The organism is Serratia sp. L9, from assembly GCF_050632285.1.
Classification (GTDB): Bacteria; Pseudomonadota; Gammaproteobacteria; order Enterobacterales; family Enterobacteriaceae; genus Chania.
Genome location: NZ_CP192591.1, coordinates 2,407,528 through 2,426,553 on the forward strand (window position 1 = coordinate 2,407,528; position 19,026 = coordinate 2,426,553).

At 53.0% G+C, this 19,026-nt stretch carries 20 protein-coding genes and 3 pseudogenes; 9 read left to right on the forward strand and 14 right to left on the reverse strand.

The features are described from left to right. The first annotated feature begins 94 nt into the window (after window positions 1–94). The 3 genes and pseudogenes from ACQ86O_RS11405 (at window position 95) to ompL (ending at window position 3,869) form a co-directional block, all read left to right on the forward strand. Entirely contained in the window at window positions 95–1,492 is a 1,398-nt protein-coding gene (locus ACQ86O_RS11405) for an MFS transporter (RefSeq protein WP_431225298.1), read from the forward strand. A gap of 117 nt (window positions 1,493–1,609) precedes the next feature. Beyond that, window positions 1,610–3,045 (forward strand): annotated as a pseudogene (locus ACQ86O_RS11410) (MFS transporter). Between the two features lie 104 nt (window positions 3,046–3,149). Further along, a complete protein-coding gene (ompL, locus tag ACQ86O_RS11415; RefSeq protein WP_431225299.1) occupies window positions 3,150–3,869 on the forward strand; it encodes a porin OmpL in 720 nt (239 codons plus the stop codon). A gap of 213 nt (window positions 3,870–4,082) precedes the next feature. On the opposite strand, the gene ACQ86O_RS11420 is transcribed toward ompL, so the two are convergent. Both ACQ86O_RS11420 and ACQ86O_RS11425 read right to left on the reverse strand, forming a co-directional pair. Continuing rightward, window positions 4,083–4,769, reverse strand: a complete 687-nt coding sequence (locus tag ACQ86O_RS11420) for a response regulator (protein WP_431225300.1) — start codon at window positions 4,767–4,769, stop codon at window positions 4,083–4,085. 17 nt (window positions 4,770–4,786) lie between these two features. Further along, a complete protein-coding gene (locus ACQ86O_RS11425; RefSeq protein WP_431225301.1) occupies window positions 4,787–6,379 on the reverse strand; it encodes an ATP-binding protein in 1,593 nt (530 codons plus the stop codon). A gap of 325 nt (window positions 6,380–6,704) precedes the next feature. Between ACQ86O_RS11425 and ACQ86O_RS11430 the strand changes: the two genes are divergently transcribed. Next, on the forward strand, window positions 6,705–8,057 hold the full coding sequence (locus ACQ86O_RS11430; protein ID WP_431225302.1) for a 2-hydroxycarboxylate transporter family protein: 1,353 nt from the start codon (window positions 6,705–6,707) through the stop codon (window positions 8,055–8,057). Between the two features lie 65 nt (window positions 8,058–8,122). Here ACQ86O_RS11430 and nrdF read toward each other — a convergent pair whose 3' ends face one another. The 5 genes from nrdF to ACQ86O_RS11455 form a co-directional block, all read right to left on the reverse strand. Continuing rightward, window positions 8,123–9,082, reverse strand: a complete 960-nt coding sequence (gene nrdF / locus ACQ86O_RS11435) for a class 1b ribonucleoside-diphosphate reductase subunit beta (protein ID WP_431225303.1) — start codon at window positions 9,080–9,082, stop codon at window positions 8,123–8,125. An 8-nt stretch (window positions 9,083–9,090) separates the two neighbouring features. Continuing rightward, window positions 9,091–11,235: a class 1b ribonucleoside-diphosphate reductase subunit alpha gene (gene nrdE, locus ACQ86O_RS11440; protein WP_431225304.1), complete on the reverse strand. Its 2,145-nt coding sequence runs from the start codon at window positions 11,233–11,235 to the stop codon at window positions 9,091–9,093. Continuing rightward, window positions 11,217–11,618 (reverse strand): class Ib ribonucleoside-diphosphate reductase assembly flavoprotein NrdI, encoded by a 402-nt coding sequence (nrdI, locus tag ACQ86O_RS11445; RefSeq protein ID WP_431225709.1) that lies wholly within the window; start codon window positions 11,616–11,618, stop codon window positions 11,217–11,219. The genes nrdE and nrdI overlap by 19 nt, the downstream gene beginning before the upstream one ends. 8 nt (window positions 11,619–11,626) lie before the next feature. Further along, window positions 11,627–11,863, reverse strand: coding sequence for a redoxin NrdH (locus ACQ86O_RS11450; protein ID WP_431225305.1), 237 nt, complete (start codon window positions 11,861–11,863; stop codon window positions 11,627–11,629). A 265-nt stretch (window positions 11,864–12,128) separates the two neighbouring features. Next, window positions 12,129–12,560: a carboxymuconolactone decarboxylase family protein gene (locus ACQ86O_RS11455; RefSeq protein ID WP_431225306.1), complete on the reverse strand. Its 432-nt coding sequence runs from the start codon at window positions 12,558–12,560 to the stop codon at window positions 12,129–12,131. Window positions 12,561–12,851: 291 nt separating this feature from the next. On the opposite strand from ACQ86O_RS11455, the gene ACQ86O_RS11460 reads away from it, so the two are divergent. Continuing rightward, a complete protein-coding gene (locus ACQ86O_RS11460) occupies window positions 12,852–14,288 on the forward strand; it encodes a PLP-dependent aminotransferase family protein (RefSeq protein WP_431225307.1) in 1,437 nt (478 codons plus the stop codon). A 74-nt stretch (window positions 14,289–14,362) separates the two neighbouring features. On the opposite strand, the gene ACQ86O_RS11465 is transcribed toward ACQ86O_RS11460, so the two are convergent. Beyond that, window positions 14,363–14,671 carry a DUF883 family protein gene (locus tag ACQ86O_RS11465; RefSeq protein ID WP_431225308.1) on the reverse strand — a complete coding sequence of 103 codons (309 nt, stop codon included), beginning with the start codon at window positions 14,669–14,671 and terminating at the stop codon, window positions 14,363–14,365. Between the two features lie 256 nt (window positions 14,672–14,927). On the opposite strand from ACQ86O_RS11465, the gene asr reads away from it, so the two are divergent. Continuing rightward, window positions 14,928–15,308, forward strand: a complete 381-nt coding sequence (asr, locus tag ACQ86O_RS11470) for an acid resistance repetitive basic protein Asr (RefSeq protein WP_431225309.1) — start codon at window positions 14,928–14,930, stop codon at window positions 15,306–15,308. Window positions 15,309–15,455: 147 nt separating this feature from the next. Here the strand turns inward: asr and ACQ86O_RS11475 are convergent, their stop codons facing one another. Beyond that, entirely contained in the window at window positions 15,456–15,863 is a 408-nt protein-coding gene (locus tag ACQ86O_RS11475; protein ID WP_431225310.1) for a DUF4440 domain-containing protein, read from the reverse strand. Continuing rightward, the gene (locus ACQ86O_RS11480; RefSeq protein ID WP_431225849.1) at window positions 15,860–16,069 is read right to left on the reverse strand and encodes a hypothetical protein; all 210 of its coding nucleotides are present in this window, start codon (window positions 16,067–16,069) and stop codon (window positions 15,860–15,862) included. The genes ACQ86O_RS11475 and ACQ86O_RS11480 overlap by 4 nt, the downstream gene beginning before the upstream one ends. On the opposite strand from ACQ86O_RS11480, the pseudogene ACQ86O_RS11485 reads away from it, so the two are divergent. Together ACQ86O_RS11485 and ACQ86O_RS11490 are read left to right on the forward strand one after the other, a co-directional pair. Further along, window positions 16,011–16,133 (forward strand): annotated as a pseudogene (locus ACQ86O_RS11485) (AraC family transcriptional regulator); the annotation flags it as partial. The gene ACQ86O_RS11480 and the pseudogene ACQ86O_RS11485 sit on opposite strands and share 59 nt — an antisense overlap. Window positions 16,134–16,255: 122 nt before the next feature. Next, window positions 16,256–16,594, forward strand: a complete 339-nt coding sequence (locus ACQ86O_RS11490; protein ID WP_431225311.1) for a DUF2002 family protein — start codon at window positions 16,256–16,258, stop codon at window positions 16,592–16,594. Window positions 16,595–16,620: 26 nt separating this feature from the next. On the opposite strand, the gene ACQ86O_RS11495 is transcribed toward ACQ86O_RS11490, so the two are convergent. Beyond that, window positions 16,621–17,067 carry a DUF1198 family protein gene (locus ACQ86O_RS11495; protein ID WP_431225312.1) on the reverse strand — a complete coding sequence of 149 codons (447 nt, stop codon included), beginning with the start codon at window positions 17,065–17,067 and terminating at the stop codon, window positions 16,621–16,623. 68 nt (window positions 17,068–17,135) lie between these two features. Continuing rightward, on the reverse strand, window positions 17,136–17,474 hold the full coding sequence (locus ACQ86O_RS11500) for an MbeD/MobD family mobilization/exclusion protein (protein WP_431225313.1): 339 nt from the start codon (window positions 17,472–17,474) through the stop codon (window positions 17,136–17,138). A 188-nt stretch (window positions 17,475–17,662) separates the two neighbouring features. Between ACQ86O_RS11500 and smrA the strand changes: the two are divergent. Continuing rightward, window positions 17,663–18,235, forward strand: a pseudogene (gene smrA / locus ACQ86O_RS11505) (DNA endonuclease SmrA). 63 nt (window positions 18,236–18,298) lie between these two features. Here the strand turns inward: smrA and ACQ86O_RS11510 are convergent. Continuing rightward, the gene (locus ACQ86O_RS11510) at window positions 18,299–18,712 is read right to left on the reverse strand and encodes a DoxX family protein (RefSeq protein ID WP_431225314.1); all 414 of its coding nucleotides are present in this window, start codon (window positions 18,710–18,712) and stop codon (window positions 18,299–18,301) included. A gap of 116 nt (window positions 18,713–18,828) precedes the next feature. Next, window positions 18,829–19,011, reverse strand: a complete 183-nt coding sequence (locus tag ACQ86O_RS11515) for a DUF2158 domain-containing protein (RefSeq protein ID WP_431225315.1) — start codon at window positions 19,009–19,011, stop codon at window positions 18,829–18,831. Window positions 19,012–19,026 lie beyond the last annotated feature (15 nt).

The window sequence follows — 19,026 nt, forward strand, 5'->3', positions numbered from 1 at the left end:
TGCCCGACAGGCAAAGGCGGCTATCTCTGGGTAGATACCCTGAGTTTCAAGTTACAGCTTGGACGGGTATCGGTGTTTTCCAAGGAGAATCACCATGAATGAAGCTCACCAGGATCCAGTTAAACTGACGTTGCCCCTGCGCGAAAAATTCGCCTACGGCGTGGGTGATGTCGGCTCCAATCTGTTGTTGTGCGTCGGTACGCTGTATCTGCTGAAGTTCTATACCGATGTGCTGGGTATCCCGGCCGCGTGGGGCGGGTTGATCTTCCTGATCTCGCGTTTCTTTACTGCTTTTACCGATATTGGCACCGGGCTGATGCTCGATTCGCGCCGCAATATCGGCCCTAAAGGCAAGTTCCGGCCCTTTATCCTTTATGCCTCAATGCCGGTGGCGCTGCTGGTGGTGGCCAACTTTATCGGCGTCGGCGCTTCGTTCGACGTCACGATTAAAACGGTGATCGCCACCCTGATCTTTATGGCGTTCGGGCTGTTTTTCAGCATGATGAACTGTTCCTACGGCGCGATGGTGCCTGCAATGACCAAAAACCCGCAGGAGCGCGCGCAACTGGCTGCCTGGCGGCAAGGCGGGGCAACGGTGGGATTGTTGCTGTGTACCGTGGCGTTTGTGCCAATCCTGTCACTGTTTGAAGGCCGCCCGCAGGTTGGTTATCTGGTGGCGGCGGCGATCTTTGCCTTCGTCGGTATGCTGTGCATGTGGTGGTGTTATTCCGGCGTCAAAGAGCGGTATGTCGACATCCCGAAACCGGGTGCCCCCAAACCGAATCTGTTGCAGTCCTTCAAGGCGATCGCTGGCAACAAACCGCTGTTTGTGTTGTGTGTAGCCAACCTGTGCACGCTGGCCGGGTTTAATATCAAGCTGGCGATCCAGATCTATTACACCCAGTACGTGCTCAACGATATCACTCTGCTGTCCTATATGGGCTTCTTCAGCATGGGCTGTATCCTGCTCGGGGTGTTACTGGTGCCGACGGTGGTGAAACGCTTTGGCAAGAAAAACGTCTACCTTGGCGGCCTGTCGCTGTGGATCCTTGGCGATGCGATGAACTATCTGTGGGGCGATACCTCCACGCTGTTTGTGCTGTTCTCCTGCCTGGCATTCTTCGGCACCGCCTTCGTCAACAGCCTGAGCTGGGCGCTGGTTTCGGACACCGTGGAATATGGCGAGTGGAAAACCGGCGTGCGTTCAGAAGGCACGGTCTACACCGGTTTTACCTTCTTCCGTAAGGTCTCCCAAGGGCTGGCCGGTTTCTTCCCGGGCGTGATGCTGGCCTACATCGGCTATGTGCCTAACGTAGATCAGGGCGCAAGTACGCTGGAGGGGCTGCGGCAGTTGATCTTCCTCTACCCATGCGGCCTGGCGGTGCTGACGGCGTTGACCATGGGACTGTTCTATCACCTGACGGAGAAGAATTACCTCAAGATCGTCGGGGAGTTAGAAGACAGGAAGCGCCCTGTAAGCCCGGCAGTATAAATACCCGTTGTCTTCCAAACCGCAACTGGGCGCCTGGCTGCGGCTCGAAATTCATAAGGTATTCATTACGGTGATGCTCTGCCAGAAGTAGGTAAAATAACAATAAGGATTTGTCAGATGGCTAACTCTTTATCCTACGAAGATCCGGTTAAGCTGCGGCTGCCGCTGCGTGAAAAGTTCGCCTATGGAATGGGGGATTTCGGCTCTAACCTGATGCTGTGTATCGGTACGCTTTACTTGCTGAAATTTTACACCGATATCCTTGGGCTGCCTGCTATCTATGGCGGGGTGATATTTTTGATCGCCAAATTCTTTACCGCCTTCACCGATATGCTGACTGGCGTACTGCTGGACTCACGGCGCAATATCGGCCCCAAAGGCAAGTTCAGGCCGTTTATCTTTTATGCTGCGCTGCCGGTGGCGCTGCTGGCAGTGGCAAATTTTGTGAACAGCGGTTTCAGCCTGAATGCCAAGACGATACTGGCCACCGTGCTGTTTATGCTGTTCGGCCTGTTTTACAGCCTGATGAACTGCGCCTACGGGGCGATGGTTCCGGCTATGACCAAAAACCCGCAGGAGCGTGCGCAACTGGCCGCCTGGCGGCAGGGGGCGCAACCCTGGGTCTGCTGTTGTGCACCGTAGGCTTTGTACCAATCCAGATGCTGTTCACTTCACGCCCGGAGACGGGGTATCTGGTGGCTGCGGTGGTGTTTGCTACCTGTGGCGTATTTTGCATGTGGTGGTGCCATGCCGGGGTCAGGGAGCGTTATGTCGAAGTGGTGCCCACCCACCACAAACCGGGGATATTCAAATCGTTCCGCGCCATTTTCCAGAACCCGCCGCTGTTGGTGTTGTGTATCGCCAACCTGTGCACGCTGGCGGCGTTTAATATCAAACTGGCGATCCAGGTTTATTACACCCAATACGTGTTGCATGACATCCATCTGCTTTCCTATATGGGTTTCTTCAGCATGGGCTGTATTCTGATTGGCGTCCTGATGGTTCCGGCGGCGGTGAAACGCTTCGGGAAAAAGCGCGTTTACCTTGGCGGATTGATACTGTGGTGCCTGGGGGATCTGCTCAACTACGCCTGGGGTGACAGTTCGGTCTCGTTCGTGGTGTTCTCCTGTATGGCCTTCTTTGGTACGGCGTTCGTCAACAGCCTGAACTGGGCGCTGGTGCCAGATACCGTTGATTATGGTGAATGGAAAACCGGTATCCGTGCAGAAGGCTCGGTCTATACCGGTTACACCTTTTCCCGCAAGATATCTGCCGCCCTGGCCGGTTTGCTGCCAGGAATTATGCTGACGCAAATCGGCTATATCCCGAATATTGAGCAATCTGCTTCGGTGCTGGAAGGTTTGCGCCAGTTAATCTTTATTTACCCTTGCGTCTTGGCGATGGTGGCTGCCGTTATGATGGGGGTTTTCTATAAATTAGATGAGCAGCTATTTATGAAGATAATCGCCGAAATTAATATCAAAAAAGATAACAGGGACAGCAATACCGAACTTCATCCGGCGATGAAAACAGAAATAATCAAAGAAGTCTAAATCAGGCTAATTACCAATAATCACCATCAGCTGTCATGCCTTAGGGCATGGCGGCGGGGTTCGCACATTCTTTTATCCGCATTTTTAACAAGGAACTTTTAATTATGTCTATTCTTTGGGGAACTATTGTGAACAAAAGCCATACGGCACTATTAATTACGGCATTACTTGCCTCCGCCAGCGCCCAGGCCGGGCGTGCCTACCTGGAAACCCGTGAAGCCTATAATACCGCTTCTGAATTAAACGAAATCATTCTGCGCGGCGGTTATAACTTTGATGGCGGTGCCGGTGTGATGGCCACCAATGCCTATAATATCGGCAAGTTTGACCAGCTCAAGCACAGCTATAATGAACTGGAAGGCTGGTATCCTCTGTTCCGCCCAACGGATAAGTGGACTATCTCCCCCGGCGGCCTGGTGAATTCTAACAGTGCCGGTTCCGGTGGCGCGCTCTATCTGGACAACAACTATAAATTCCTGCCGTTCTTCAACCTGACGGTGCGTTATCGCTATAACCGTAATAACTATGACTCCATCGATTTTAATGGGCAGCCCGCGCGTAACGACACCCATGAAATTGCCAACTACTGGCACTTTAAACTTACCGAGCAACTTAATTACACCTTCGAACCGCACTATTTTATCCGGGTCAATGATTTCCACAGTAAAAATGGTAAGAGCCACCACTGGGAAATCACTAATAAATTCAGCTATAAAATAGATACCCATTGGATGCCTTATTTAGAACTGCAATGGTTAGACCGTTGGAATGATTATAATAAAGAGCAGTATCGAATCCGTCTGGGGTTACGTTATACCTTCTAATTTCCAGTAATATAAACGATAAAGTCATACCCGCAGTTGTTATCCCAGGGATTTCACGTTACCGCTCGGCGCCCGGCTTGCTCATCATGGCGCTGGCTTAAGTCATTGCCTGGGATGAGAACAGATGTGAACGCTGCCTGCAGCGGCCCTTATAGGGCCAGGTCCACGGACGGACCCAATCCACAACGCTGCAGCTTGAAACACGACGGGTATTCATGCCTTGCGGTACAAACGGCGTGGATGGCCTATTTTACCGTACAGCATTTCAACTTTAACAAACTGGGTGGTAACACAATATTCCAGATAACGTCGCGCAGTGGTTTTGCTGATCCCGGCCTTTTCAACCACATCTTCTACCGCATGTGCCACATTCGGCCGATCGATAAACAGTGCCTGCACCAGTTCCAACGTATTGGTTTCAATCCCTTTGGTGCCGGGTTCGCTGGAGAACTGTTTGGACTGCAGGTTGTAAAGCGCATCGACATTGCTTTGGTCGATCACCTTGAAGGTGTGCTGAGTCTGCACAAACTGCATAAAGCGCTCCAGCGAATTACGCAGCCGTTTATAAGACACCGGTTTGATGATGTAGTCGAAGGCCCCGTTGCGGATCGCCTGGCTGCAAGTGTTCATATCGCTGGCGGCGGTGATGAAGATCACTGAACAGCCCGGTTTTTTCACCGCGGCTTCTTCCATTAACGCAATCCCCTGGCCATCTGGCAAAAAATTGTCCAGCAGGATCAGGCGGGGCTGATGATCGTTCACTTTTGCCCTGGCTTCCGCCAGCGTAGCGGCATAGGCCACGACGCGCAGGTGAAAGTTTTTCTCAAGAAACTCTGCGTGCAGGGTAGCCAGTTGCGGTTCATCTTCCACGATCAAAACGTCCAGCGCTTCATGTTGCATAGGTTGGATCCGGGTATTTAAGCTTTAGGAATAAACAGCGAGAAAATGGTGCCGTGCGGATCGTTGTCCGACACTTCTATGCTGCCATGTGCCTGAGCGACATGGCTGGCCACCAGATGCAGGCCAATACCATGGTCGCCTTTGTCTTTGGTTGTCACACCTTGTTCAAACAGCGTATCACGAACCTGGGGCGCAATACCGGTGCCGTGGTCGGCAACTTCGATCACCAGTTCGTTGCTGCTGTCATTGATATAGAGTTCTACCGCTTCGTGCGGCGCAGGGCAACGCAGAGTTGCATCAACCGCGTTATCCAGCAGGTTGCCGATAATCGACATCAGTTCAGTTTCATTCAGCGCCGCCGGGATTTGGCGCAGTTGGCAGGCGGGATCGAAGCGCAGTTCGATGCCTTTTTCGCGGGCGCTTGAGTATTTACCCAACAGCAGGCCGCACAGGGCTGCGGAACTAAAACGTTGGGAAATAAAATCGAGGATTTCCTGCGCTCCTTCGGACTGCGCTTCCACATAACGGATGGCTTCATCATAGCGCTGCATGTGCAACAGGCCGGCGAGGGTGGCCGTCCAGTTCAATTGTTCATGGCGCATGATACGCAGGTTATCGGCATAGCGTTTGACCTGGCTGAGTTGGCTGCTGAGCGTGTTGATGTCGTTTTTATCACGGAAGCTTATCACCCAACCCTGCAACTGCTCTTCTTGCATAATGCGCACCCGGCTGGCAATCACCCGCACATGGTTAAAACGGCAAACCTCGTCGTGGGTATCGTGGCCCAACTGCGAAGCGGCAAAGAAATTGGGTTGTGATTGGATCACTTCACCGATTTGTTGCCCCATCAGGTTGCTCGCCGGTTGGCGCAGGTCCAGCAATTCACGGGCGGCGTGGTTGATGGTGATGATGCGTAGTTGAGGATCGATCGCAATCACCCCCTCATAAATCGCTTCCAGCAGAGCTTTCTGCTGGCGTACCAGCAGCGCAATTTCTTTCGGTTCCAGCGAGAACATCTGGCGCTTTAAATTTTTCGACAATAACCAGGAAAATAGAAACAGAGCCATTAATAACAAGATTACCGAGGCGATAATCTGTGTCATCGTGCGGGCATTCAAACTGTCGATATGTGACTTCAGGTAGCCGACGGAAACAATACCAATAACGTTATTATTAGCGTCGAGGATCGGCGCTTTACTGCGTAATGAAATGCCGATCCCCCCATTACGGATGGAAATAATACTTTTACCTTCCAGCACTTCTTTATTATCGCCGCCGACCATCGGGGTGCCCAGCTTTTCAGGGTGTTCGGAGTGGTAAAGGTGCATGGTATGGTTATCGCCCACCACAATATAGCTGGCATCGCTGCTGGCACGGATTTTTTGCATCAGCCTGGCAATATCCTGCGTGTTGTTATTTTCTACGGCGGTTACCAGCGATGGGATCAGCGCTATCGCACGTGCCTGAACCTGAGCGCGGGCCCCCAGATCCCGATGCAGTTGTACGTCCAATTGGTGGTAGGTGTATACGCCAATCAGCGTCAACAGCACGCAGCAGAAAGCCACCAGGCACAGGAACAGCTTGATGTGAAAAGAGAGTTTTATGCGCATGGTTTACCACTGGTCTTGGGATCTTCTGGGTGCCTACCCTAACATGAGAAGGAGCAGAAGTAATATTGCGCACGATCAACTTGTGATCGGGTACATGGCTTTATAGTCGTTTCAGATAACGCAGTACGGTGCGATAAAAACAATAAAATTTAAAATAAGCGTATTATTAACACCATTAACGCCACGCAATATTTTACATAAGTCTGGTTAACACCTTAAAAACCATAACCACCATTAAAAACCCTTTTTTATTTTGAACAAAATCACAGCAGTTAATCCATTCGTTTCTCTATGATGGCCGAACAAATTAATAAGAGGCCAGATTATGAGCACAACCGATGATTCCTACCTTGTTGTCAAAGATAAAACTGCAGATATTCCACTGCGAGAAAAATGGTGGCACATTCTGGATAATTACAAGATAGGCATTATCCCGCTGCCGTTCTTTATTCTGGCCGGGGCACTTATTCTACTGGATTGCCTGGCAGGCAAATTACCCAGCGATATTGTGGTGATGGTGGCGACGCTGGCGTTTTTTGGTTTTGCCTGTGGTGAGTTTGGCAAACGTCTGCCGCTGGTGGGCAAAATGGGGGCGGCGGCTATCTGTGCCACCTTTATCCCTTCCGCGCTGGTGCATTATGGTCTGCTGCCGGATGTGGTGGTTGAATCCACCACCAAATTCTACAAATCGACCAATATTCTTTATCTCTATATCTGCTGCATTATCGTCGGCAGCATTATGAGCATGAACCGCCAGGTGCTGATCCAGGGTTTTCTGCGTATTTTTGTGCCGATGCTGTGTGGTGAAGTGGTCGGCATGCTGGTCGGGATGGCGGTGGGGATGGCGTTAGGGCTGGAGCCTTTCCAGATCTTCTTCTTCCTGATCCTGCCAATTATGGCCGGTGGCGTGGGGGAAGGGGCCATTCCTTTATCGATGGGTTACGCCGCTATTTTGCACATGGAGCAGGGCGTGGCGCTGGGGCGTATTCTGCCCATTGTCATGCTGGGCAGCCTGACCGCGATTGTTATTGCCGGTTTGCTTAACCAAATGGGGAAACGTTATCCGCACCTGACAGGTGAAGGCAGCCTGATGCCAAGTAAACAGGGTGAGCGTGAAATTTCGGCGACACAGAAAATGAGCGGCAATGTGGATGTTGCCACTATCGCCTGCGGTGCGCTGCTGGCCATCCTGCTGTATATGGTGGGCATGCTGTTACACCGCCTGATTGGCTTGCCTGCACCGGTCGGGATGCTGTTCGCCGCCGTGGCGGTGAAGCTGGCGCACGGGGTTTCGCCACGTATCCAGGAGGGATCGCAGGTGGTTTATAAATTCTTCCGCACTGCAGTGACTTACCCGATCCTGTTCGCCGTTGGCGTAGCCATCACGCCGTGGCAGGAACTGGTGAATGCCTTCACCGTGCAGAACCTGATCGTTATCGTGACGACGGTGAGCACGCTGGTGGGAACCGGCTTCCTGGTCGGCAAAAAGATCGGTATGCATCCTATCGATGTGGCCATTGTCTCCTGCTGCCAGAGCGGGCAGGGCGGCACCGGGGACGTGGCGATCCTGACCGCCGGTAACCGGATGTCACTGATGCCATTTGCCCAGATCGCTACGCGCATTGGCGGGGCCATCAACGTTTCGCTGTCGCTGCTGGTGTTAGCGCATTTTTACTGATTAGTGTGTTGCCGACTTGCCCCGCCAGGATGCGGGGCTTTTTTACGTTTGATAGCGTCAGGCATTCAGAATGCCCAGTCCTCATCTTCGGTATTTACCGCTTTGCCCATCACGTAGGAAGAGCCGGAGCCGGAGAAGAAATCGTGGTTTTCATCGGCGTTGGGTGATAGTGCTGACAGGATTGCCGGATCCACCTGCGCCATGGCCGGTGGGAATAGCGCTTCGTAGCCCAGATTCATCAGCGCCTTGTTGGCGTTATAGTGCAGGAAGGTTTTCACCTCTTCCGTCCAACCCACCCCGTCATAAAGCTCGGCGGTATAACGCACCTCGTTGTCATACAGATCCTGCAGCAAATCGAAGGCGTAACTCTTCACCTGTTGGCGGCGGGCAGGGCTGGCCTTTTCCAGCCCTTTCTGGAACTTGTAGCCAATATAATAGCCATGCACCGCTTCATCACGAATGATCAGACGGATCAGATCGGCGGTGTTGGTCAGTTTGGCACGGCTTGACCAGTACATGGGCAGGTAAAAACCGGAGTAGAACAGGAAGGACTCCAGAAACACGCTGGCGACCTTCTTCATCAGCGGATCGTTGCTGCGATAGTGTGCCAGAATGATACTGGCTTTGTTTTGCAGCATACTGTTTTCCTCACCCCAGCGGTAAGCTTCGTCCACATCCCGGGTTTGGCACAGGGTGGAAAATATCGAGCTGTAAGAACGGGCATGTACCGCTTCCATAAAGCTGATATTGGAGTACACCGCTTCCTCGTGCGGCGTAATGGCGTCTTCGATCAGCGCCGGGGCCCCAACGGTATTTTGAATGGTATCCAGCAGCGTCAGCCCGGTAAAAACGCGGATAGTGAGCTGCTGCTCTTTGGCGGTCAGCGTGGCCCAGGAGGGGATATCGTTCGACAGCGGTACCTTTTCCGGTAGCCAGAAGTTGGCGGTCAAACGGTTCCATACTTCCAGATCCTTGTCGTCATCAATCTTGTTCCAGTTGATGGCCTGCACTCGTTGCATTGTCATACTCTTCCTCACAGCGCGCAGGACACACAGCCCTGCACCTCGGTACCTTCCAGCGCCATCTGACGCAGGCGGATGTAGTAAATGGTCTTGATGCCCTTACGCCAGGCATAGATTTGAGCACGGTTGATATCGCGGGTGGTGGCGGTATCGCGGAAGAACAGCGTCAGCGATAGCCCCTGATCCACATGCTGTGTGGCGGCGGCATAGGTATCGATAATCTTTTCCGGCCCGATTTCGTAAGCATCCTGGTAATACGCCAGGTTATCGTTGGTCATGTAGGGCGCTGGATAATAAACGCGACCAATCTTGCCTTCTTTGCGGATCTCGATGCGCGAGACGATCGGATGAATACTGGAGGTGGAGTTATTGATGTAGGAAATGGAGCCAGTGGGCGGCACCGCCTGTAGGTTCTGGTTATACAACCCATACATCATGACCGAATCCCGTAATGCCAGCCATTCCTCGCGCCCCGGAATGGCAATATTGGCGTTGGTAAACAGTTCACGCACCCGGTCGGTTTTTGGCAGCCACTGCTGCTCAAGGTATTTGCTGAAATACTCCCCGCTGGCATAGCGGGAATTTTCAAAGCCGCCGAAACTGCAACCACGCGCTATCGCCAGTTGGTTGGACGCGCGCAGGGCGTGGTAGGTCACGGTATAGAAATAGATATTGGTGAAATCGATCCCTTCGTCCGAGCCATAGAAAATACGCTCGCGCGCCAGATAGCCGTGCAGGTTCATCTGGCCAAGGCCGATGGCATGCGATGCCTGATTACCGGCCGCAATGGAAGGCACCGAACCGATATCGCTCATATCCGCTACCGCCGTCAGCCCGCGGATGGCGGTTTCCACCGCCTTGCCGAAGTCGGGTGCATCCATGACTTTGGCAATATTCAGCGAACCGAGGTTGCAGGAGATATCTTTGCCGACCTCGGCATAGCTCAGATCCTGGTGGTAACGGCTGGCGCTGTTGACCTGCAGGATCTCCGAACACAGATTGCTCATATTGATGTGGCCGGCAATCGGGTTGGCGCGGTTAACCGTATCTTCAAACATCATGTACGGGTAGCCGGATTCAAACTGGATCTCTGCCAGCACCTGGAAAAACTCACGTGCATTGATGCGTGATTTGCGGATGCGTTTGTCATCCACCATCTCGCGGTATTTTTCACTGACATTGATCTCCGAGAGCGGCACGCCATATACCTGCTGCACATCGTAGGGAGAAAACAGGTACATCTCCTGGTTGGTTTTTGCCAGCTCGAAGGTGATATCCGGGATCACCACCCCTAACGACAGGGTTTTGATGCGGATTTTTTCGTCGGCGTTTTCCCGCTTGGTGTCGAGAAAGCGCAGAATATCCGGGTGATGAGCGTGCAGATACACGGCCCCGGCACCTTGGCGGGCGCCCAACTGATTGGCGTAGGAGAAGGCATCTTCCAGCATCTTCATTATCGGGATCACGCCGGAAGACTGATTCTCGATGCGTTTTATCGGCGCGCCTGCTTCGCGGATATTGGTCAGCAGAAAGGCCACGCCACCGCCACGTTTGGAGAGTTGCAGCGCCGAATTCACCGCCCGGCCAATCGACTCCATATTGTCTTCGATGCGCAACAGGAAGCAGGAAACCAGTTCGCCGCGTTGCTGTTTACCACAGTTGAGGAAGGTCGGCGTGGCGGGCTGGAAGCGCCCGGAGATCATCTCTTCCACCAGATCCTGCGCCAGGGTGGTATCGCCTGCGGCCAGACGTAACGCCACCATACATACCCGATCCTCGTAGCGCTCCAGATAGCGTTTGCCGTCAAAGGTTTTCAGCGTGTAGCTGGTGTAATACTTAAAGGCACCCAGGAAGGTCGCGAAACGGAATTTCCTGGCATAAGCCTGCTGGAATAGCTGCTTGATAAAGGCAAATTCATATTGTGCCAGCAGGGACGCTTCGTAATAGCCTTCATCGACCAGATAACGCAGCTTCTCTGCCAGGTTGTGGAAGAACACGGTGTTCTGGTTAACATGCTGTAGAAAGTATTGTCTTGCCGCCAGCCTGTCTTTATCAAACTGGATGTGTCCTGCGGCGTCGTAGAGGTTAAGCATCGCGTTGAGCGAATGATAATCCAGTGTGCCGCTGGTGGGCCTGGTCAGTTCTGTCGTTGCCAAAATTTGGTGACTCCCTGTTGAACGTTTGCAACGTCTTGTTCGGTGCCGAGCAGCTCAAAACGGTAAAGAAAAGGCACCTGGCATTTTTTGGCGATGATGTCACCGGCAATGCCGTACGCTGCGCCGAAATTGGTGTTACCGGCGGCGATGACGCCGCGCAGGTAAGCGCGATTCTGTGGATGGTTGAGAAAACGGATCACCTGGATCGGCACGGCTCCGACGGCGCTGCCGCCGCCGTAGCTGGGTACGATCAGGATATAAGGTTGCTCCATCAGCACCTTTTGGCTGCCAGCGATGGGAATACGTATTGCTGGCATCGCCAACTTCTCAACGAACCGGTGCGTGTTCTGCGAGCTGCTGGAGAAATAGACCAGCGGATTTATGGCATACCTCATGAGGTCACAGGGCTGGCTAATGCGCCGATCTTGTCCGGGCGGAAACCGGACCAGTGATCGTCACCGGTGATAATTACGGGAACCTGCTGATAACCCAGTGATTTTACGTGGCTCAGTGCCTGTGGGTCCTGGGTGAGATCGACCACGCGATAGTCAATTCCCTGCTTGTCCAAAGCGCGGTAGGTAGCATTGCACTGGACACAATCTGGTTTAGTGTAAATAATAATGCTCATGATTCGTATTTACCTTTTAGGTTGCAGGAAAGGCGGATAAACCAGAAACGGGGCAGTGAATAGCGTTTCTGGCGGCGTCACCAACCCAGGTAATTCCCCGGGGGTTGATAAATTAATACTATATATGGATTATTTATTTTTCAACTACACTATATGTAGTGTTTTTCTGTTTTGGATGCGCAGGCCGCGCCAAGGCTGGAAAATCAGAAGGGGAATATTTTTGCCGTGCAAAAAGAACAGGCCGGAGTGCTCCGGCCCTTGAAACTTATTGCCGCATGCTGACCGCCAAACGGTTGAAGGCGTTCATAATGCTGATGGCAAAGGTCAGGTCGCTGATTTCGGCATCGCTGAAATGAGCTTTAAGTGCCTCAAAGGCGCTGTCTGGGGCGCCGGTAGCGGCAATCAGCGTTACCGCTTCGGCCCATTCCAGTGCGGCACGTTCTGCCTCACTGAATTCATGGCTGACACGCCAGCCCGCCAAGGTATCAAGTTTGGCATTGCTCGCACCGCCTTCACGCAGCGCCTTGCCATGCATATCCAGGCAAAAAGCACAGCCGTTGATCTGCGAAACACGCATAAACATCAGTTCGATGATCGCCTTATCCAGACTCCCTTTCTCCAATCCGCTCAACGCGTTCAGCATACCTTTGTAAGGTGCTGGAGACAGTTCGGAATACTGCAAACGTTGCTTGATCATGCTTAACCTCAGGGTAATCGCCAACAAATGTTGGTGCTACTTTAGCGATGTTATGGTCTATGCTATAGAGCCATAAAATGATTATTTAACCAGGCCATGATGCGTGATATTTGCCAGTTAAGCCCAACCCGTTCCCGGCTGCGAAATAGCGTTCTGTCGGTTATCCGGCAATGCCTGTTTCCCTTCCCTCCGCAGCAGGGGCTGCTGAAACGGCGCTCTGGTCAGGCGTGGGGGCTAACAGATGGCAGGTTTTATACCTTCTCCTTATGGGAGAGGGGCAGGTATTAAGGCATGACACGTCATATTTTTGCATCCCTGCGGTTGGATAACCAACTGGCCGAACCGCTGTACCGGCAGATCTATCTGCGGCTCAAAGAGGCTATTGCCCAGGGAACCCTGGTGGCCAATAGCCGCCTGCCTTCTGTGCGTGGCCTGGCAAGCGATTTGGGCGTGGCGCGTGCCACGGTGGAGAACGCTTATAGCGCGCTGGTTGCCGAAGGCTATTTGCAAAGCCGTGGTCAGGCGGGCACCTTCGTCTCCGCCCAATTGGTGGATGTGCAGGATCGCAGCGCGTTGTCTGCCGTGCAAACCTTGCCAGACATAACACCTTCTGCATTCGATTCTCATCCTGCCGGGCAGGTTCAGCCTTTTCAGCTTGGCTTGCCCGCGTTGGATGCTTTCCCACGGGCGGTATGGCAACGCATTGTTGCCCGCCAACTGCGTGGCACTACCTTGGCTGAATTGGCGCATCCGCCGGTAAAGGGACTCGCACAATTACGCGAGGCAATCGCGCATTACCTGCACCTGTCCCGTGGCATTGCCTGCCAGCCAGAACAGATCTTTATCTGCGCCGGTTATCAGGCCTTGCTCGATCTGGCGATCCATACGCTGTTGCAGCCAGGGGAAGCGGTCTGGCTGGAAGATCCGGGCTATCCAGTCACCCGGCCCATGTTTACCGCCGCAGGCATGCAGGCTGTCCCGGTGGCGGTAGATGAAGAGGGGATGGATATCGGCGCTGGCATCGCTACCCGGCCCGACGCACGCATGGCGGTATTGACACCAACGCACCAAAGCCCGCTAGGGGTCACCCTCAGCCTGGCCCGCCGCATGCTGTTGCTGGATTGGGCAAAGCGCCATGAGGCATGGATTATTGAGGACGACTACGACAGTGAATGCCGTTATCAAGGCAAGCCGTTACCGCCTTTGAAAAGCCTCGACCGCCACGGGCGGGTCTTGTACGCCGGTACCTTCAGCAAAACCCTGTTCCCAGCGTTGCGCATGGCTTACCTGGTGGTTCCGGCAGAGCAGGTGACCGCTTTTGAGCGCAGCAGCCGGCTACGGGGCTGTGGTTGCCCACCGCTGCTGCAAGCCGGGGTGGCCGATTTTATCAATGCCGGGCATTTTTACCGCCATTTGAAGCGGATGCGGCTGTTGTACCGCCAACGGCGTGAATGGTTGGCTCAGGCACTGACACAGCGGCTGGGGGAATGTTTAACCGTGGCCCCACAGGCCGGGGGCATTCAACTGCTGGCCAGGTTGAACGCAGAAAGGAATGACAGCGAATGGGCGAGTCTGGCCTGGCAGCAGGGGTTGGCGGTACAGGCGTTATCGGACTGGCAGACGTTATTCCCTGCCGCTAAGGGGTTGCTGATGGGGTTTGCCAACTTCACCAGTTATGGTGAAGCGGAACGTGCGGTGGCCAGACTGGCAGCGGCTATTGGGCGTTGAAAAGTAAGCGGCCCACGGAAAACCGTGGGCCAGACGCACATCTGTTATATTTTTTAAAGCTACTACATGGGTGTTTAACGCCGGGCTAGCAATACGCCGAGCACGATACCAACGGCGGCACCGATGCCGACACCTTGCCAAGGTTTGTCACGTACATAGTTGTCGGCGCTGCCGGCGACGTCACGTGCATGTTGTGTCAGGCTGCTGGTCCCATTAAAGCGTGCACGGGCATCGCGTAATACGCCTTTTGCCTTGCTGTGCAGATCGCTCAGTTCCTCTTTGGTCTTGCTGCTGGAATCACGTAAAACTTCGTCCAGCGTATCGGCCAGCAGGGTTACGTCCTGATCGATGTCTCGTTCTATTCTCTCAGTCTTCTTGAACATTCGACTCTCCGTTACGACGACACATGTCTATTAAGTGTAGACCATTTTTAATTCTGTGCTGGCGATCACGGAAATAACCGGCTATCTCTACGAATTTTCGGCATTTTTCCGTTGGAGATAGCGGCCACGCAAGCTTTGTACATTTGGTTACTCGGTGAAACCAATCACTCACGGAAGCGTGTAACTGATTCCTCTATTATCTGCTCAACGGCCCAACCGGGGCTTACCGAAAAACACTCTCTCTGAGGATTTAAAGATGAAAAAAGTATTAGCGCTGATCGTTGCTGCCACTATGGGTCTGTCTTCTGTTGCTTTCGCCGCTGAAACTGCTGCTGCACCTGCCCCAACTGCGACCACTACAACTGCCGCTCCAACTGCAGAGAAAGCGCCAGCTAAAGCGACTCACCACAAAAAAGAACACAAGAAAGCAACCAAGAAAGCCCCAGAGCAAAAAGCTCAGGCTGCTAAAAAACACCACAAAGCTACCGCTAAAAAAGCGCCAGTAGCTCAGAAAGCTCAGGCTGCTAAAAAGCACCACAAAGCTACCGCTAAAAAAGCGCCAGTAGCCCAGAAAGCCCAGGCTGCTAAAAAACATCACAAATCAAGCAAGAAAGCCGCTGCTCCAGCTGCTAAATAAGTGAAGAATGCGGGCTCAGAAGCCCGCCAATACTCTTAATCCCCTGACACCCGGCCCTCCGGGTGTCTTTTTTGAGTTTATGTCAGTATGATTAACGGCTACCGGTTTGACGTGATCTTCGCAACGTCGCGTGATGTGGCCGGGGAGTTATTCCTGGCCAGCCGCTTTCTTTAATCCCGGCTCGATAGCGGTTTCATGCAGATGGCGCCAACCTGGCCCGGCGGCAGTTTGTATAAAGACCGCCGTAGAATAACGCAGGGTTGCCTGCTGGCCTGGCAGCGTCTGCTTCTCGCGATAGTTGACCACCGCACCCGTCGGCCACTCGGCGATCAAACGCATTTCTTCAATAACAATCTCCAGGCCCGGCTTGGCGGCCCGATGCGCATTAAAGAACGCGCTCAGTTCTGTTAGCCCCAACGTGCTGCCGTTCAGGGCAATCATGCTGAAACCCTCCTGAAAACGTGCCAACAGCGCCTGTTGTTCCCCGATCCCCTTTCCCAGCCAGTTGGCGATAGCGATATGGGCATCAATCACTTCGGTAAAATAACGGTTCATGAGCATTCCTGTTCAATGTTAAGACGGCGCACGATAGCGCGGTTGGCAACACGCAGGCAATGCAGCATTGGGATCGGCGTGCTGGCCGCAGCGAGAAAGAAACGATAATGATAGGCCGATTGCGGCGCCATCTGGCTGAGCACTATATTGAACAGCAGCGATCGCCCAGTGCCAGATATTTTGCTGGAGGCCGCCGGCTTTAGCACTAAATCCAACTTTAACCGCGAATTCCTGCGGATTCAGGGGATGAATCCCAGCGAATGGCGTTAACGTCATCAAGTAAATCCATAGCTACAGATTATTCCGAAACCAGAATCCATACGGATAAATTAATTGTTTCATCCTCTGATTACGGTAAGGTCGCTCTGCAGTCCAGATGAGAGGAGAAATCAATGTATTTACGGCCGGATGAAGTGGCTAAAGTGTTAGAGAGTACCGGCTTTGAACGTGATTATGTCACCGATCAGGCTTACGGGTATCGCAAGGGTGAGCATTATGTTTATGTTAATCGCGAAGCGCGCATGGGCAGAACCGCATTGGTGATCCACCCGGCGCTAAAAGAGAAGAGCATCCATTTTGCCACACCCAGTTCGGCGGTGCGCACCAGCGAACAGTATCTTGAGTTTCCCCTGGATTTAAGTGCCGATGCGCCAAGTGCACGTTACGGTATCGCCCACGGTTTCAGCTCCCGCGATGCGCTTTCGCGCTATCTCTACAGTATGTTCCTGTAAGTTCTCCCCCGTTGCCGGGGAAAGCCTCACCAGTTGGCAATCGCTTCCCGGTTGTAACGATCGTTATAAGCGCGCCGGAACTGTGCCAGTTCAAACGCATCCAGATCCAGATCGGCAAAGTAGAACAGCGCCGCTTCGGTGTGTTCGGCATGCAACTCCGGCGACAGCCCGGCACGCAGCAGCGTTTCACGCCACAGGCCAATCTGCTCATCATCCGCCTGCTTGATAAACGTCAGATAGATAAACAGCAAATAGGCTGCCTGATGCATCTCTTCGGTGTAGCCGTTGTTCAGCATCCGGATAAAGGCCTGGCCTTGGCGGCTGCCCATTTCCTGGATCATGGAATCGACCAGCACCGGTTTTACCTTGAGCAAATGTGCCAGTGAGTCTATCGCCTTACGGGTGTCGGAAGTCAGAATGCGATAACCAATAAGAAATACTACGATCAGGGCGGCGATGATGATCCACGTCATTTATGCTGTTTTACCGTCTTGGTTCGCCAGTAGCTGGCAGGGGCGCAGCCTGCCGCGCCCGATATGGGTCAGTGCTGCTCACCGCTGAAATTGCCAGTGGCCCGCTGTTGATTATGAACATGGCGATTAAAGGTGGCGGCGTCTTTTGCCAGCGCATCCAGATGCGCTCCCAGCATCTTGATCTGCTTGACCAGAGCATGCTGCTCCGGAACAGAGCTGGCGGTGCTCAACTTGCGTAACAGCTGTTCATTCTGCATACGCAATGAGGTTTCACGCCGTTGCGCCTCTTCCAGTTGTTGTTGCAGGGCCTGGTAGCTTTGCTGCCATTCGCGGTGCTGCTTTTCGAAGCTGGCTTGCAACTCATTCATTGCATTCTGAAACTGGATTTCCAGCTCACGCATACTCATGGGTTCGATCCTTTGCGGCACTCAATAATGGCCTGCAGTATAGCGAAAACTGCTCATAAGCTCACCCGTTGCCGCTAATTCCTCACTTGCAACCTTGCCACGGCGTCTTACAATCATTTCAATCCCCCGCAACAGAAGGTCCCTTCGGTCAGTCAATGGTTGGCATAATTTTCTGAGAGTGACGCGAAATGAGCAACGAAGACAAAGGTTTTTTTGAACAGGCGATGGCCGATGTGACTCCGCTATCCGAGGAGTAACAAACGCTGTACTTCAAACCGCAAGATACTGTCGATAAACGTGCGCGCCGTGAAGCGCAGGCGATGCAGTTGGAGAATTTCCTCAGTACGGGTTTTCTGGACATTATTGCGTGCGATACCCCGCTGGAATACAAGGGCGAAGGTATTCAACAAGGCGTGCTCGACAAGCTGCGCAATGGGCGCTATCCACCACAGGCGAGCCTGAATCTGTTGCGCCAGCCGGTAGAAAACTGCCGCCAGGCACTGTTCCGGTTTATTGTTCAGGCGCAGAAAGATGGCCTGCGTTCGCTGTTGATTGTGCATGGACGTGGGCGGGAAGATGAGAGCCACCCGAATATCATACGCAGTTACCTGGCTAAATGGCTCGGGCAGTTTGAACAGGTGCAGGCGTTTTGCCAGGCATTGCCGCGTGATGGTGGTGAAGGGGCTTGCTATGTCACGCTGCGAAAATCTGCCGAGGCCAAGGCCGATAACTTCGAGCGCCACGCCAAACGCAGCCGTTAACTTCTACCCAAGGGTTGGAAAAGGAAAAAAATGGCGACGTGTAGCACGCCGCCATTTTCAGAATTAGTGTTTGAACCATTTATAATCCAGCGAGTAGCGCCCGGCTCCGGTGATGGCAAGTAGCAACAGGCCAGCGATAATACTGATGTTTTTAAAGAAGTTGATTTCGTTGCCGATCATTTCTGGCCCTGTCATTTTCCAGAACGGGTGGCCAATCAAAGCGGTGCCCAACACATAGGCCGCATAAATGATGGCCAGTGGCCGGGTGAAAGCGCCCAGCACGATGGCGATGCCGAAAATAAATTCAACCATCACGGAAACGACCGCAGCCAGGTAAGGGAGTGGCGTTCCGTAACCCTCCATGGCGGTGATCGTGGCTCCAAAGTTGGTTAATTTCATCCAGCCGAAAATGATAAACAGCATCATCAGCAGAATTCTGGACAACAGAATGGTGCCGTCTTTTAAACTTTCACTCATTGGAAGCCCCTTAGCCACCGCGCAATTATGTTGTTGTACAACTTAAAGATTAGAACAACTTTGCGCTTTATCTAGGGGGTTGGGGCCTGCTTTATTTGCGTTTGGGGGGCAGAGGATCAACAAACGCCAAAGTTATCGTCTTCGTGATACAGATTCACGTCGCTGGCCTGCACTTCGGTAAGTTGCTCCACCCCCAGCTCATGCCAACTGCAGGTTAGTGCTTCACCATCTTCGGCGACGACGGTCATTTTCGGTCCACCGGTCTTGCGCTGTACAAAATCACCCACGTTAAATGACATTATGATCCTCCTGGC